This is a genomic window from Brevibacillus sp. FIR094 (genome assembly GCF_050477165.1).
Lineage (GTDB): Bacteria > Bacillota > Bacilli > Brevibacillales > Brevibacillaceae > Brevibacillus.
In genome coordinates this window covers 185,174-202,610 of sequence record NZ_JBEAES010000001.1, presented here as the reverse complement: position 1 = coordinate 202,610, position 17,437 = coordinate 185,174, and the positions used below count along the sequence as shown (strand labels likewise).

Sequence of the window (17,437 nt, the reverse complement as noted above, 5' to 3'; positions counted from 1 at the left end):
ATACCCTTTTTCAAGGTTAATGATTTTACGTATCGGGTAAGCAAATTTTTACAAGAAAAATAGACATGTTCAACCTTCTCAGGTATCGATCAATTTCTACACGAGCCTACCCGAGAAGGAAAACATGTCTATTTTTGTTTTATGATAAACCAATGTTTATGCTAAGATTTGACATAAAATTCAGATATGATATAATGCCCTTAAATGGCAATCTATTACATTTTATGCTTTTAATAGGTGATTGTTCTAAAAACCCCCCTCTTCCTAGTAGAATCTGAAGCTGCCTTTCCACGATTCGAAAGAACAATTCACCATCCAATTGCAAGGTTTTCCTGCATAGGTGTTTCATACTCAACTGTATTCAAAACACTACTCCACTTTTTTCGCGAATTCATAGCAATTCGATTCAGTTACCTTCCCTTTCACATCTCGTTTATAGTCGCTTTGAACATGCACGATAAAATTTGAAAACAACATGTTTGTTTGGTCAACTATTCCTCTGTTTTTCCCTTTTTCTATTTGCTTCACCTTAACTAATCGGGTGTCCGGTCTTTATCGTGGACGATTCGATGAGTCAACGCCTACTTTGTAAAGGAGGGGGAGGCTTACCGACCAATATCCATTTTAAAAATCTGATCAGGCAGAGCGGGTGAGGAACTTCATAATTTTAGAGGGTTCCCCCTTCATTATCAAGTTCAAAAAGGGAGGATAACCATGACCATGGAAGATCAAGTGAATCATTGGCTTTCAGAATTGGCAGGAGAGGCTCCATTGCTACAGCTTCCGTTTGATACCCCCAGACAAAAAAATGTTCGCTATGCAGAAGAGCGGCAATCGATTGATCTGTCAAAAACGGTGGGGGAGAAAGCAAGATTACTTTGTATGCAAGAAGAGACCGACATGTTTATGCTATTCTTGGTTGCCTACCATAGCTATCTTTTCAGATATACGGGGCAAAACGACATTCGGATTGGTGCGATAGCGAGTGAAAGCTCTGCCTTTTTTGCAAGTCGAGTGATTGTTGGTGGAACGACGAATTTTAAGCAGTTATTGAACGAAGTCAAAGAGAATGGAATTGAGGAGAAGCTTGCCAGCAACTCCGAAACTACGAAATTATTTCATACCTTTTTAAGAGTGGGAAAAGCCGGGGATGAGGATAACAAACTTTTTGTCGATTCCCAAATAGCAAATGTAGAGTTGCGTGTTGATGTCGAAGAAGCTGAGGGAATTCGCATCACATTTACATATAATTCCTTCCTGTTTGCACAACAGACGATACGACGAATGATCGAGAACTTTTGCAACTGGATCGAACAAGTAATCGATAATGTCGAAACTCCTATCGATTTATTGAGACTGATAACCCAAAACCAAGAAAGAGAACTGGTAGAAGAGTGGTGCAGGAATGATGAACCCACGAATGTTTCTGGCACAATCTTGAATGCCTTTGATCTCCAAGCTAATCGGAATCCCGATGCCGTTGCGCTCGTTTTTAAGCAAGAGCAGATGACCTATAGGGAATTGGATATCCGCTCAAATCAATTAGCGAATTACCTCCGAAAGATTGGCGTAACGAGTGAAGTGCTGGTGGGAATATGCCAAGAGCGTTCCATTGAAATGATCGTAAGCATATTAGGTGTGTTAAAAGCAGGAGGCGCTTATGTACCGATCGATCCTGCTTATCCCGTTCAAAGAATCCACTATATTATGGACGATGCCGCTTTACAAGTAGTGATTGCGGATGAAGCGTCCGCGACGAAAGTACCTGACGGAATAAAAGTGGTAAAATTGTCGGATTATTGCAAATTCTTGTCGAATGAAAGCACGGAGCCCCTTGCACTGGAAGTGAATGGCCACAATCTTGCTTATGTCATCTATACCTCTGGCTCGACAGGAAATCCGAAAGGGGTAATGATTGAGCATCATTCCGTTATGAATTTTCTTCAAACGCTGGAGAGTCGCAGGCCGCTTTTACAAACGGACAGGCTTTTACAAAAAACGTCTGTTTCCTTTGATGCTTCTGTTTGGGAACTGTTTTGGTGGATGTTGAAAGGCGCTAGCTTGTACATCCTCCCGAACAGTGATGAGAAAGACCCCGCCTTGCTTGTGAAAGCAGTCGATACGCATAAAATTACTCATCTCGAGTTTGTGCCGTCTATGTTAAAAGCGGTATTGGATTCTATAGAAAATCATGGTTCTTCTTCTGCATTATCCTCCTTGAAATACATCACGGTTGGAGGGGAAGTGCTTCCGCCTCATGTTGTTACGAAATGTACCGATCTGTTGACCATTCCTCATGGGACAACCTTATATAACACATATGGGCCGACAGAGACGACAGTCGAGGTTGCCAGTTTTAAATGCCATCCAGATGAAAAACACGCGCAAATACCCATTGGAAAACCGAATGCCAATACACAGTTATACGTGTTGAACGAGCATTTGCAAATTCAACCTGTCGGAGTTGCCGGAGAACTGTATGTCGGCGGATCGGGCGTAGCAAGAGGTTACTTGAACCGTCCTGAATTGACAAAGGAACGCTTTATTTCCAACCCGTATTGTTCAGGATCAGACTCGCGTTTGTATCGAACGGGTGATTTGGTTCGGTACATGGCCGACGGAAACTTGGAGTATATCGGGCGGAATGACAACCAGGTAAAAGTGAGAGGGTACAGAATTGAGCTGGAGGAAATCGAAGTCACTTTAGGCAATCATTCGACAGTTGAGCAAGCAATCATTGTGGCGAAAAAAGACGCCTATGAAAATAACAAGCTGATCGCTTATGTGATAGGGTCTGGAACGGTAACAGAATGGCGCGATTATCTAAAGGCTCAGCTTCCAGAGTTCATGGTTCCGGCCTACTTTGTGAAAATGGATGGTTTCCCGCTTACCCCCAGTGGAAAAATCGACTTGAAGTCATTGCCAGAGGTCGGCAATAGTCGCCCGCATGTTTCGACGGAATATGTAAAACCGGAAACAGAATGGGAAACGAAGCTCTTGGACATTTGGATGGATTTGTTCGGATACGACGAGATTGGAGTCGAGGATAACTTCTTTGAATTGGGCGGACATTCGCTGTTGGGGACTCAGGTTATTGCCAGAATCCGTGCTCTTTTCAAGAAAGAGATTCCGTTGTCTGCTCTGTTTACCCATCCGACGATTCGGAGCATCGTGCCGATCGTAACTGCCGCAGATGAGGTAAACGCAGTGGATGCATTCCCTGCCATCAAGAGGGTATCACGAGATCGAGAATTGCCGCTTTCTTATTCGCAGGAAAGAGTGTGGTTTTTAGAACAGTTAAGCGCGAATAATTTGGCTTATATTTTTCAAGCCACAATGAAAGTGCGCGGGATGCTGGAGCTCCCCATACTCAATAAGTGTTTTACGGAGATTGTGCGTAGACATGAAATATTCCGAACCGTTTTTCATGAGAAAAATGGACAACCATATCAGGTGATCTATGAACCATTCGATGTGGAATTACCTGTTATAAATGTTTCGCACTTACCTGAGAGTGATCGTGCCGCTGAAGTACAGAGACTCATTCAAATGGAGATCAAAAATCCGATTGATATCGCGCAGCTTCCATTGGCGCGATGGATTGTTTATAAGATTTCTGAGTTGGAGTCTGTCATTTTGTTTGTGGAGCATCATCTGATTCATGATGGATGGTCATTCCGCAAATTTTTAAAAGAACTGTTTACGCTATACAGTGCCTATCTTGAAAAGAAACCATCTCCACTGGCTGAGTTGCCGATTCAATTCGCAGACTATTGCGTATGGCAGAATGAGATGTTTAAGCGCGGCAAGGAAAACAAACAGTTAACGTACTGGAAGAATCTACTACAAGGGGCCAATGGGGTTCTGGAACTGCCCACTGACAGGACACGACCAGTAAATCAAACCTTTCACGGGAATATGTTCACCCAATTAATACCGGAAGAACTGTATCTTCAATTGCGTGATTACTGCATGAAAACAAATACGACCTTATTCATGGTCATGATGTCTGCGTTTCAAACCTTGCTCCATCGTTATTCCAATCAAGAAGACATTATTGTAGGTTCAGGTATTGCGAATCGCCGCTGGAAAGACACGGAAGAATTGATCGGGATGTTTGTCAACAATATTGTGATCCGTACGCAATTTACCGACAATATGACGTTCCAGGATGTATTGCAAGATGTGAAGAGGTCGGCCTTGGAAGCGTACGAGAATCAAGAGATTCCTTTTGATCAAGTAGTCGATGCCTTAAAACTGAAGCGTGATCAAAGCCGTAATCCTCTATTCCAAGTCATGTTTAGTTTCCAGGATGCAAAAGTCACTCATTTACCTGTATCCAATCTGAATATTCAACTCACCGAAGGCATTAGCAACGGATCGGCCAAATTTGATATCAACGTAGTGGTCACGAATCACGAGGAGCTCTCTTCTTCCCTGTTAACAAAGGATGAATACGGAAGTATAAGCCTCGACTGGGAATACAATAAGGATTTGTATGACGAATCTACGATGCGCCGCATGTTTGCGCACTATATTGAATTGCTGAAAAGCGTTCTTACACACAGTGACCGGACGTTGCATTCCATGCCTATGCTGAGCGCTCCTGAAGAGAACCAAATCCTCCAAGAGTGGAATGACACGGAAGTTGCGTTTGAGGATCAGAAAACGCTCCATCAAATATTCGAGGAGCAAGCTGCCCGGACGCCAGAGCGAATGGCGGTTGTATTCGGCAACGAACAATGGACCTACAGGCAAATAAACAACAGGGCAAACTTCCTGGCAAGCAAATTGCGAAATCTGGGAGTGAAGCCGGATACATTAGTAGGGCTAATGAGTGAGCGTTCTCCCGACATGATGATTGGTATTCTTGCCATTCTAAAAGCGGGTGGCGCGTATATGCCAATGGACACAGCGGCACCAAAAGAAAGATTGTCCTATATTCTTCAGGATAGCGATACGAAGGTCGTCGTCATGCAAATGAAATTCAAGACAGCGATCGATTTCAATGGACCCGTCCTGTTATTGGAAGAGAATAGGCCGGATCAGGATGTAGAATGCGAGAATCTTGAGTCTATTGTCCATTCGAAAAATTTGGCGTACGTCATCTATACCTCGGGTTCGACGGGGGCACCAAAAGGAGTCATGATCGAACATTGCTCGGTTGTCAATCGGATGAACTGGATGGTTCATCGCTACCCCATGAACGAGCATGACACCATCTTGCAAAAGACTCCCTATAGTTTTGATGTTTCCGTAACGGAATTAGTCCTATGGTTTTTCACTGGTAGCAAACTATGCTTCCTCGCACCCGATGCAGAGAAAGACCCGGAGCTTATTGTCAAAACGGTTGCCCAGCACCAGGTAACTTATATTCATTTTGTTCCATCTATGCTCAGCATCTTTTTAGACCATTTGGAAAACGTGGATTGCGTAGAGGAAATCAAAACGTTACAGCGAGTTTATACGACCGGGGAAGCTTTGAGTGGGGAACAGGTTCAACGTTTTCATCGATTAATCGGGCAACGGAATCATACGACGCTTATTAATCTGTATGGCCCTACGGAAACGACCATTGAAGTGACCTACTATGATTGCCAGGCCGATAGCAAGGTAATCCCCATTGGTAAGCCGATGGATAATATTCAAGCTTACATCCTCAATAAGGAAGGATCTCTACAACCAATAGGCGTGATGGGAGAATTGGTTATTGGGGGCACTGGTCTTGCACGAGGGTATATCGGTAAGCCTGAGTTAACAGCTGAACGTTTTGTCCCGAATCCTTTTGGCCATCCATCTGAAAGGCTTTACAAGACAGGTGACTACGCTCGGTGGATGCCAGACGGCAATATTGAGTACATCGGCCGTATGGATAATCAAGTGAAAATTCGCGGTTATCGGATTGAATTAGGTGAAATCGAAGCGGTTATGAGGAAGCAGCAAGGGGCAGGAGAAGTTGCCGTCATTGCCCATGAATATGAGCCGGGGGATAAACGATTAATTGCTTATTACAGTGGGGCATCAGAGGCCGAGACATTAAAAAGCCATTTACAGAAACAGTTACCGCCTTATATGATTCCTTCTTATTTTGTACAGGTGGGGGAAATGCCGCTCACATCGAGTGGCAAATTGGACCGGAAAGCATTGCCACTGCCTGAGATCCACATAGTAAGCCATCACTACACAGCGCCGCGAAACTCAACGGAAGAATTGCTCGCACTCATCTGGAGTGAAATTTTAAGAGTAAACCAAATAGGGGTATTTGATTCGTTCTTTGAATTGGGCGGGCATTCCTTGTTGGCAACACAGGTTGTATCACGCATACGAGAAGTATTTGGTCAACATCTACCTCTCCGAGCGATTTTTGATTGCCCGACCATTGAGGGCTTGGCTAAGCGGCTAACCGAATTGCGACAAGGTGAGAAAATGGTGCAACTACCTGCACTTCTGCAAGTGGATAGAACGAAACCGATCCCGTTATCTTTTGCGCAGCAGCGGTTGTGGTTTTTCGACCAATTGGAGCCTGGAAGCAACGTCTATAACATTCCTTATGTATGGCGCTTAAGCGGGTCATGGGATGTTGCCGGATTAGAAACAGGATTTAACCAATTAATTGAACGTCATGAAATGCTTCGTACCGTATTCGCAAAACAAAATGGCGTCCCTGTACAGCTCGTTCAGCCGCATCAACCAAGATCGTTGCCTGTTATTGATGTAAGTAGTCTCTCCGCGGATGAAAGAGAAAAACAGGTCCAGCATTATATTCAACAGAGTGCTGATCGCGTATTTGACTTGAGTCAAGGACCGTTGATTGAGGCCGAGCTGATTCAGCAGGATGAATCGGAGTATGTTCTGCTTTGTACCGTACATCATATTGTCTTCGATGGCTGGTCAGAGGATATCTTGTTGGACGAGTGGATGGCCTTTTATGAAGAAGGAATCAGCGGAACGCCTGCCGATCTGCCACCATTATCCATACAGTACGGGGACTTTGCTGTATGGCAAAGACAATGGCTATCAGACGAGACGATGAAAGAGCAAGTGGCGTATTGGGAAAATGAACTTGCAGACGATCTTACGGTGCTTCAGTTGCCATTCGATCGTCCACGGCCAGCCATTCAAACGTATGCAGGGGACATGCAGCATATCGATTTGGCCTCTGCATTACTAGAAAAACTAAAAGCTTTCAGCAAGCAAGAGGGTGCTTCCCTGTTCATGACATTACTGGCTGCCTATCAGGGCTTTCTCTCTCGCTATACCGGACAAACAGACATTTTAGTAGGAAGCCCGGTTGCGAATCGCACGCGAAAAGAAATGGAAGGGTTAATCGGGTGCTTTGTAAACACGCTAGTTTACAGAGTGAACGTCGAAGACAATCCAAGCTTCAGGCAATTGGTCGCCCAAGTCAAAGAAAAAACATTGCGCGGGCAAGAAAATCAGGATGTGCCCTTTGAAAAAATAGTAGAGGCCCTTCAGCCAGAGCGAAATGCAAGCTACTCTCCAGTCTTCCAAACGATTTTTACGATGCAAACTCACCTGAGAAACGTAAAGCAATGGCCAAATCGAAAAATTGAGCCAGTGAAAAGCACCATCAAGGTTGCCAAATTTGATTTGTCTATTTCAATAGAAGTCAATTCAGAGCACTCGTTGACAATTTCATTTGGCTACAATACAGACCTATTTAATCAGTCGAGCATAGAGCGAATGATCGGACATTTTGTGAATTGGCTCGAACAAGTGATGGCATATCCTGAGGAGTCGATAGAAGGCTTGCGACTGATTTCAGAAGAGGAAGAAAAACAACTGCTGGAAATGTGGAGTAATCATTAGGAGGTGCTGTATGCAAGATTCCATTACCGCATTATTTGAAGAACAAGTGGAACTTCATCCTGATGCCATTGCATTGGTATACAAAGATGCAAGCCTTACCTACAAGGAGCTTAACAGCAGAGCGAATCAATTGGCGCATTATTTAAAATCGTGCGGGGTTGGAGCAAATAGCCGAGTTGGCTTGTACATGGATCGCTCGTTTGAAATGATCATCAGTATGGTCGCTATTGTAAAGGCAGGCGGGGCCTATGTCCCGCTTGACCCTGCCTACCCTGAGCAACGATTGCTTTATATGCTGCAAGATGCCAGCATTTCGATTGTGCTGACACAAGAAAGCTTGATGTCCAGACTGCCGGACGGAATGAAAATCGTTTGTCCCAATCTGGACGCTAGCAAGATCAACAAGGAATCAGATGCGAATGTTGACGAGAGTACGACTTCGGAAAGTCTAGCCTACTTGATGTATACGTCCGGTTCGACAGGAAATCCGAAAGGGGTACTCATCCCGCATCGAGGGGTGATTCGCCTTACGAAGCATGCCTCTTATGTATCGCTCACACCGGAAGAAACGATATTGCAACTGGCGTCGATCTCATTTGATGCGGCTACCTTCGAAATATGGGGGAGCTTGCTCAATGGCGCGAGATTGGTGATTTATCCATTTCACGGTCTGTCTCTTGACGAGCTGGGACAAGTGCTGCGTGACGAAAAAATTAGTACGTTATGGCTAACCGCAGGCATCTTTCATCAAATGATCGATTACCGGATCGAGGACTTAATAGGGGTACGTCAACTGTTGACTGGCGGCGATATCGTGTCCGCTAACCATGCGCAACGAGCCTTAGACATGTTACCGGATACACTGGTGATTAATGGGTATGGCCCGACAGAGAATACGACATTTACGTGCTACTATCACATAAAAGAGAAGAGCGAGATTCAACATTCCGTTCCGATCGGCCGACCAATCAATGATACCGAGGTCTTTATCCTAAACGATAAGCAAAAGCTCGTTCCTGTTGGTCTCGTGGGCGAATTATACGTGGGGGGCAAGGGACTCGCTTTCGGATATTGGAACCGACCGGAGTTGAACGAAGAGAAATTTATTCCGCATCCCTTTCAACCAGACTCTGAAGCGAAATTATACAGGACGGGCGATCTGGTGAAATATGTGCCTGGTCGAGGAATCGAATTTATCGGACGAAAAGATAATCAAGTGAAAATAAGAGGGAACCGTATCGAGCTTGGTGAGATCGTAGCTGTTCTCAACCAGCATGGGAATGTAAGGGAAGCCGTCGTCCTTGTACATGAATATGGATCGGATGATAAACGTCTGATTGCTTACATCGTGGGAGACGGGGATATCGATGAATGGAAAACGTATGCGAGTGGACAATTACCACCTTTCATGGTCCCTTCCTATTTTGTGAAAATGGACGCCTTCCCGCTCACAGCTAACGGGAAGGTAGACCGTCAAGCATTACCGTTGCCAGAAATGCGCACGATGAAGGATGAATTTGTCGCACCACGTACGGATACAGAGAATCGAATTGCAGAGATTTGGCATGGAATTTTAAAGGTGGAGCGTCTTAGCATCCATGACTCCTTCTTTGATTTGGGCGGACACTCGCTGCTTGCGACGCAGGTCATATCCCGCTTGCAGGATGCTTTTCATCTGTCTATCCCGTTGCGCATCTTGTTTGAATGCCCGACGATCGCAAGCCTAGATGCCAAACTCATGGAACTTTGTCTGGATGGCAAAAGAGAACGGACACCAGCTATTGTGAGAGTCTCTCTTCGAGAAAAGCCGCCGTTATCGCATGCCCAGCAGCGTCTATGGTTTTTGCATCAACTGGAACCGGGAAGTACGGCCTATAACGTTCCTCACATGTGGCGCTTAACAGGGCAGTGGAATGTGCGTGCGTTGGAAACGGGATGGAATACTCTCCTTCAACGCCATGACATCTTGCGTACTGTGTTTCCGAATGAAGGGGGCCAACCTTTCCAGGCCATTGAACCCTATGTGTATCAAACGTTACCAGTGATCGATCTACGCGATCGACCTGCTGCCGAAAAAGAAGAGCAAATCCACGACTATATCGAACAGGAAGCAGACAAAAGGTTTGATCTACAGCGAGGACCTTTGATTCAAGTAAAATTAATCGTCGTTGAAGAGGATCAGTTCCTTTTGCTGTGCACCATGCATCACGTCATTACGGATGGATGGTCTGAAGATATCTTATTGGAAGAATGGCTGGCCTTTTACGAGGAAGCAGAGAGCGGGGCACGTGCGGAACTACCAGAATTGCCGATTCAATACGCTGATTTCGCGGTATGGCAGCGCGAATGGCTGACGGATGAAGTGATGGGCCAACAACTAGACTATTGGAAAGCGGAGTTGTCCGGGGAGCTACCTGCCTTGCCATTGCCGATCGATCGACCAAGACCAAGCATTCAAACCTATGCCGGAGATATGCATAAAATTGTACTGGCATCCGAATTGCTTGAGAAGCTGAAAGCGTTCAGTCGGCAAGAGAATACCACCTTATTCATGACACTACTGGCCGCTTACCAAGGCTTTTTATCCAGATATACCGGACAAAACGATATTTTGGTGGGCAGCCCGATAGCGAACCGAAATGTAAAGGAAATCGAAGGTTTGATTGGCTTTTTCGTCAATACGCTTGTCTACCGGGCGAATTTTCAAGACAATCCAACGTTCAAGCAATTGCTTGCCCAAGTAAAAGAAAAAGCTCTACAGGCACAGGAGTACCAGGATGTTCCGTTTGAAAAAATCGTAGAAATGCTGCAATTGGAACGCAATACAAGCTACTCCCCGGTATTTCAGACGGTGTTCACATGGGCGGAAATGACAGCGGATGTCTATCGCACGTCCAGTGGGCAATTAGAAAAAATGCCGGTTCAGATCAATGTGGCGAAATTTGATCTTCAGTTATCCATGGGTGAGTCCGAAGACGGCCTCGTGATGAACATGATCTACAACACGGATCTATTTGATCCATCTACCATTGAAAAAATGACAGCCCGCTTCGCGCATTGGTTGCAAGAGCTTGTAAACACACCGGATGTGCCCATTGCCTTGCTGGAATTGTTGACTGAGGAAGAACGTCACAAGCTCTTACTGGAATGGAATCATACGAGTGGTGACTTTGGAAAAAATGATGGGGCTACAGTCTCCATGCAAGATTCCATCCCCACATTATTTGAAGAACAAGTGGAGCTTCATCCTGATGCCACTGCATTAGCATACAAAGGCACGAGCTTGTCCTATAGAGAGCTTAATAGCAGAGCGAATCAATTGGCTCATTATTTAAAATCGTGCGGAGTAGGAGCAGATAGCCGAGTTGGCTTGTACATGGATCGCTCCTTTGAAATGATTATCAGTATGGTCGCTATTGTAAAGGCAGGCGGCGCCTATGTTCCGCTTGACCCTGCTTACCCTGAGCAACGCTTGCTGTATATGCTGCAAGATGCAAGCATTTCGATTGTACTGACACAAGAAAGCTTGATGTCCAGATTGCCAGATGGATTAAAAATCGTTTGTCCCGATCTGCAAGCTAGCGAGATCAACAAGGAATCAGATACAAATCTAGGCGAGAGTACGACTTCGGAAAGTCTTGCCTATTTGATGTATACGTCCGGTTCGACAGGAAATCCGAAAGGGGTACTCATCCCGCATCGAGGGGTGATCCGACTTACGAAGCATGCCTCTTATGTATCACTCACACCGGAAGAAACCATGCTGCAACTCGCATCGATCTCATTTGATGCAGCTACCTTCGAAATCTGGGGGAGCTTGCTAAATGGCGCTAAATTGGTGATTTATCCATTTCACGGTTTGTCTCTTGAAGAGTTGGGACAGGTGCTGCGCGATGAAAAAATCAGCACGTTATGGCTAACCGCAGGTGTTTTTCATCAAATGATTGATTACCGGATCGAGGATTTAATAGGGGTGCGTCAATTGTTAGCTGGCGGCGATATCGTGTCCGCCAAGCATGCGCAACGTGCCTTGGATATGTTACCAGATACATTGGTGATTAACGGGTATGGCCCGACAGAAAACACGACATTTACTTGCTATTATCCTATAAAAAATCAGAGCGAAATCCAGCACTCCGTTCCGATCGGGCGACCGATCAATGATACGGAGGTGTATATCTTAAGCGAAATGTTAAAGGTAGTTCCTGACGGTCTCGTGGGGGAATTGTATGTGGGAGGCAAGGGACTCGCTTTCGGATATTGGAACCGACCGGAGATGAACCAAGAGAAATTTATTCCGCATCCTTTTCAACAAGACCCTGAAGCGAAATTATACAGGACGGGCGACCTGGTGAAATATGTGCCGGGGCGAGGAATCGAATTTATCGGTCGAAAAGATAATCAAGTAAAAATAAGGGGGAACCGGATCGAGCTCGGTGAAATTGTAGCAGTCCTCTGCCAGCATGAGAGCGTAAGAGACACCGTCGTCCTTGTACATGAATATGGAGCGGATGATAAACGGCTGATTGCTTATATCGCGGGAGACGGGGATGTCGATGAATGGAAACGGTATGCAAGTGAACAATTGCCGTCTTTCATGGTCCCTTCCTATTTTGTGAAAATGGACGTTTTCCCACTTACAGCTAACGGGAAGGTGGACCGTCAAGCATTACCGCTTCCAGAAATGCGCACGATGAAAGATGAATTTGTCGCACCACGTACGGATACAGAGAATCGGATTGCATCGATTTGGCGTGAAGTTTTAAAAACAGAAACGGAACGATTGAGTATCCACGATTCCTTTTTCGATTTGGGTGGACACTCGTTGCTTGCGACGCAGGTCATTTCCCGCTTGCAGGAAGCCTTTCATTTGTCTATCCCGTTGCGCATCCTGTTTGAATGCCCGACGATCGCAAGTCTAGATGCCAAAATCATGGAGCTTGGCCGGGATGGAAAAAGAGAACAGACACAAGCTATTGTGAAAGCCCCGCATCTAGAAAAGCTGCCGTTATCGCATGCCCAGCAGCGTCTGTGGTTTTTACATCAATTAGAACCGGAGAGTACGGCGTACAACGTTCCTCACATGTGGCGCTTAACAGGGCAGTGGAATGTGCAGGCGTTGGAAACGGGATGGAATGCGCTTCTTCTACGTCATAACATCTTGCGCACGGTGTTTCCAAATGAAGGGGGTCAACCTTTCCAAGTCATTGAACCCCATGTGTATCGAACGTTGCCGGTGACTGATCTACGCGATCGACCTGCCGCCGAAAAAGAAGAGCAAATCCACGATATTATCATGCAGGAAGCAGACAGAAGATTTGAGCTACAGCGAGGACCTTTGATTCAAGCCAAATTAATCGTCGTCGAGGAGGACCAGTTCCTTTTGCTGTGCACGATGCATCACGTCATTACGGATGGCTGGTCAGAGGATATTTTATTGGAAGAATGGTTGGCCTTTTACGAGGAAGCAGAGAGCGGGGCACGTGCGGAGTTGGCAGAATTGCCGATTCAATACGCTGATTTCGCAGTATGGCAGCGCGAATGGTTGACGGATGAAGTGATGGGCCAACAACTGGACTATTGGAAAGCGGAGTTGTCCGGAGAGCTTCCTGTCTTGCAATTGCCGCTCGATCGACCAAGACCAAGCATTCAAACCTACGCCGGAAGTATGCATAAGATGGTGCTGACATCCGAATTGCTTGAGAAGCTGAAAGCGTTCAGTCGGCAAGAAAATACCACCTTATTTATGACCCTGATGGCCGCTTACCAAGGCTTTTTATCCAGATATACCGGACAGACCGATATTCTGGTGGGCAGCCCGATAGCGAACCGACATGTAAAGGAAATCGAAGGATTGATTGGCTTTTTCGTCAATACGCTCGTCTACCGGGCGAACCTCCAAGACAAACCAACGTTCAAGGAATTGCTTGCCCAAGTAAAAGAAAAAGCTCTACAGGCACAGGAGTACCAGGATGTTCCGTTTGAAAAAATCGTAGAAATGCTGCAATTGGAACGCAATACAAGCTACTCCCCGGTATTTCAGACGGTGTTCACATGGGCGGAAATGACAGCGGATGTCTATCGCACGTCCAGTGGGCAATTAGAAAAAATGCCGGTTCAGATCAATGTGGCGAAATTTGATCTTCAGTTATCCATGGGTGAGTCTGAGGACGGTCTCGTGATGAACATGATCTACAACACGGATCTATTTGATCGATCCACGATTGAAATAATGACAGACCACTTTGCAAATTGGTTGCAAGAGCTTGTGAACGCACCGGACGTGCCGATGGCCTTACTAGAATTGTTGAGCGAGAAAGAACGTCACAAAATCCTCGTGGAGTGGAACGATACAGCAGTCGCCATTCCGGAGAATACATGCCTGCATGATTTGTTTATCGAACAAGCCAAAAAGACACCCGAACTCATCGCAGCTGAATATGGTAGTGAAAAGATGACCTATCAAGAACTGGATAGACGCTCTAACCAGTTGGCGCACTACCTGATTAGGCTGGGTGTTGGACCCAATACGCCTGTCGGGATATGTATGAATCGCTCCATTGAGCTTGTCATATCGATCCTCGGCATCGTAAAGGCCGGCGGAGCATTTCTCCCACTGGATACAGAGATGCCGCAAGCGAGGCTGGCGAAACTGTTGGAAAGCTCCAATACCAACATTTGTATATCTGAACCGGAGTTCATGAACCTGTTTGGACAAGCCACATATGTGAGATGTATAGATTCCCAAGCGGAAAAAGAAAAAATAGCAGGCATGCCGGAGGAGTTGCCGGAGCAAACCGTAAAACCGACAGATTTGGTTTCGATTTATTACACGTCAGGTTCGACGGGAACTCCGAAAGGCGTTGAAAACCTTCATTTTGGTTGGGTAAATCGCATGTTATGGATGCAGCGACAACATGGCTTGGAGCAAGGCGAGTCTGTTTTGCAAAAAACAACATTAACATTTGATGATGCGGCTGTTGAGTTTTTTTGGCCATTGTCTGTAGGGGGACGGATATCCCTCTTGGAACCATGGCTCCATCGGGACCCTGAGGCGATTATCCAGGCTGCCATTCACTATCAAGTTGCGTGCATTCAATTTGTACCGAGCATGCTCAATATGTTTGTGGACGCCCTAACGCCAGAAGATGCATCCAACTTGCACAAATTAAAAAATGTCATCTCCAGTGGTGAGGCGCTTTTACCCGAAACAGTAGGCAAGTTTTTTAAAAAGCTAAATGCCAAACTCCATAATACGTGGGGGGCCACAGAAGTATCGATCGACTCCACCATTTACACATGCTCACCAACGGACGTGCTGGAAAAGGATTGTGTGAGTGTAGGCAAGCCGATTGATAACAACAGAGTCTATGTTCTTGACCAAAATAGGAAGGCTGTCCCAATTGGCGTCATTGGCGACCTTTATATTGGTGGACTTGGATTGGCCAGAGGCTATCTGCATAATAGCGAGAAAACCCAAGAAGTATTTATGGAGAATCCGTTTGTACCAGGGGAAAGAATATATCGAACCGGCGACAAGGGGTACTTCCTGCCTTCGGGCAACATTAAATTCGTAGGCAGACAAGATAATCAAATCAAGATTAGAGGCATGCGGGTTGAATTGGGTGAAATTGAATCCACATTAAGCAGGCATCCGTCCGTTCGTGAAGCAGCCGTTATTTCTGTGAAAAACGACAGGTCAGCTACGGAATTGGCTGCTTATATCGTGGGGGACGGGGATGTAAACGAATGGCGGGCATTCCTGAAGGAGCATTTGCCTGCTTATATGATTCCAGCTTATTTCATGAAGTTGGATAGCATTCCTAAAACTACGAGTGGAAAAATTGACCGAAATAGACTGAAATTACCAGTGGTGAAACCAAGCGATTTCTCGATCATCGAGCCGCGCACAATACCAGAGGAACTTATACACTCCATCTGGTGCGATATATTGCAGGTGGATCAGATTTCGATCAAGGACTCATTCTTTGATAGGGGTGGACATTCCTTATTGGCTACGCAAGTCATTTCCCGCATGCGAAATGTTTTGGGGATGGACATACCTTTGCGCACGATATTTGAGTTTCCAACCATTGAAGCGATTGCCGCTCGTATATCTGAGATCAAGCAAGGCAGCGAGACGAATACCCGCATCCATGAAGTATTACACGTAGAAAATCAGACAGACGTCTCCTTATTCGAAGTATCCCACGGGCAAAGACGACAATGGTTCCATGCAAAATTCAGTGACCAAGAAGCAGTAGGAGGGGTTTACCTCTTTGAAGTAGCTGGTCCCGTTGACAGTCATTCTCTGCACAGGTCTATGGGCCTCATGTTTGAACGTCACAGAATCATGCGCACGACGATTATCGAAAACGAAGGGCAATTGTATCAAAAAGTGCATGACGACCTTAAGGTGGAGAATGAGTTTGTAGATTTGTCTTCATTATCTGTGATGGAAGGCGAGCAGCGCATCCAAATGGATTTGCAAGCGGCTCTGTACAAGCCATTTGATTTTTCGCGAGAGTCTTTCTTCCGGATGAACTTGTATCGACTCTCATCAACGAAGCACTTCTTCATCTTGAGCGCGCATCATATTGGATTTGATGGCTGGTCGTTAGATGTGTTTATGAGTGATCTGAGGGGCATTTATCAGCAAGTAAAGAGTGGTACGCAACAGGAGTTTGCCAAACCATTGGATTATATGGATTACACCTTGTGGCAGCAAGCACGATTGCAAAAGGGAGAACTGAACCGACAACGGGACTATTGGTTAAAACAACTGCAACAAAATGTAGATGCACCGTTCATACCGCGAGAGACACATTCGTTTACTCACGACAACCGAATTTCAAATGTAGCCTTGCTTCCCCTTGAGCAAGTGACGGGACAATCGCTTTTAGAATTGACTCGAATGGCTGGTGGTACCGTCTATACGAGCTTGCTTGCGGCGATCAACATTTGGCTGTCGCTCCTCACAGATCAAACCATCATAACTGTCGGATCGACATTATCTGGTCGTACTCAGACGGATCTAGAAGGAATTATTGGTCCGCTAATCAATCCGGTCGCTATGCGTACAGACTTGTCAGGCAACCCGACTGTATTGGAAATGATGAACAGAACAAGAGAAACCGCATATGGTGCGTACGAGAATCAAGAGTATCCGTACGATTTGGTCGTAGAGGATCAACTAGCTGTCACAGGCGATAAGAAGAGTTTGTATTCTATTGTTTTTATTGGACAACATGTCTCGAACAATCAGCCTGAATCAGATGAAATGACCTTTACGGAATGTCCGTTACGTCGTTATCTGGATGAAACGATTATCCAAGCATATGAAGGCAGTCACTTTGTTCAAGACGATCAATTGGATATGATGTTATTTTTGTCCACGCGTCATGACCAACTGACGTTAACTGCCCATTACAACACGGAAGCATTCAGCGAAAATGCCATGGATACGTTACTGGATCAGCTAAAGCATGTCATTGGCCAAATGATTGACAATCCAATGCAGCGTTTGTCTCAAATAAACTTGGTGGAAGAATATGATTTCAATGAACTATTCAGCTAACTAGTTTATGGCTGTTGGGGCATGCTGGTG

The 17,437-nt window shown here is 45.6% G+C and carries 2 protein-coding genes; both read left to right on the top strand.

Translation table 11 applies throughout. From position 1 onward, the window contains the following. Positions 1-714 precede the first annotated feature (714 nt). Positions 715-7,830, top strand: coding sequence for an amino acid adenylation domain-containing protein (locus ACQ5DJ_RS00860; RefSeq protein WP_429840781.1), 7,116 nt, complete (start codon positions 715-717; stop codon positions 7,828-7,830). Between the two features lie 10 nt (positions 7,831-7,840). Further along, positions 7,841-17,407 (top strand): amino acid adenylation domain-containing protein, encoded by a 9,567-nt coding sequence (locus tag ACQ5DJ_RS00855; RefSeq protein ID WP_429840780.1) that lies wholly within the window; start codon positions 7,841-7,843, stop codon positions 17,405-17,407. Positions 17,408-17,437: the final 30 nt, after the last annotated feature.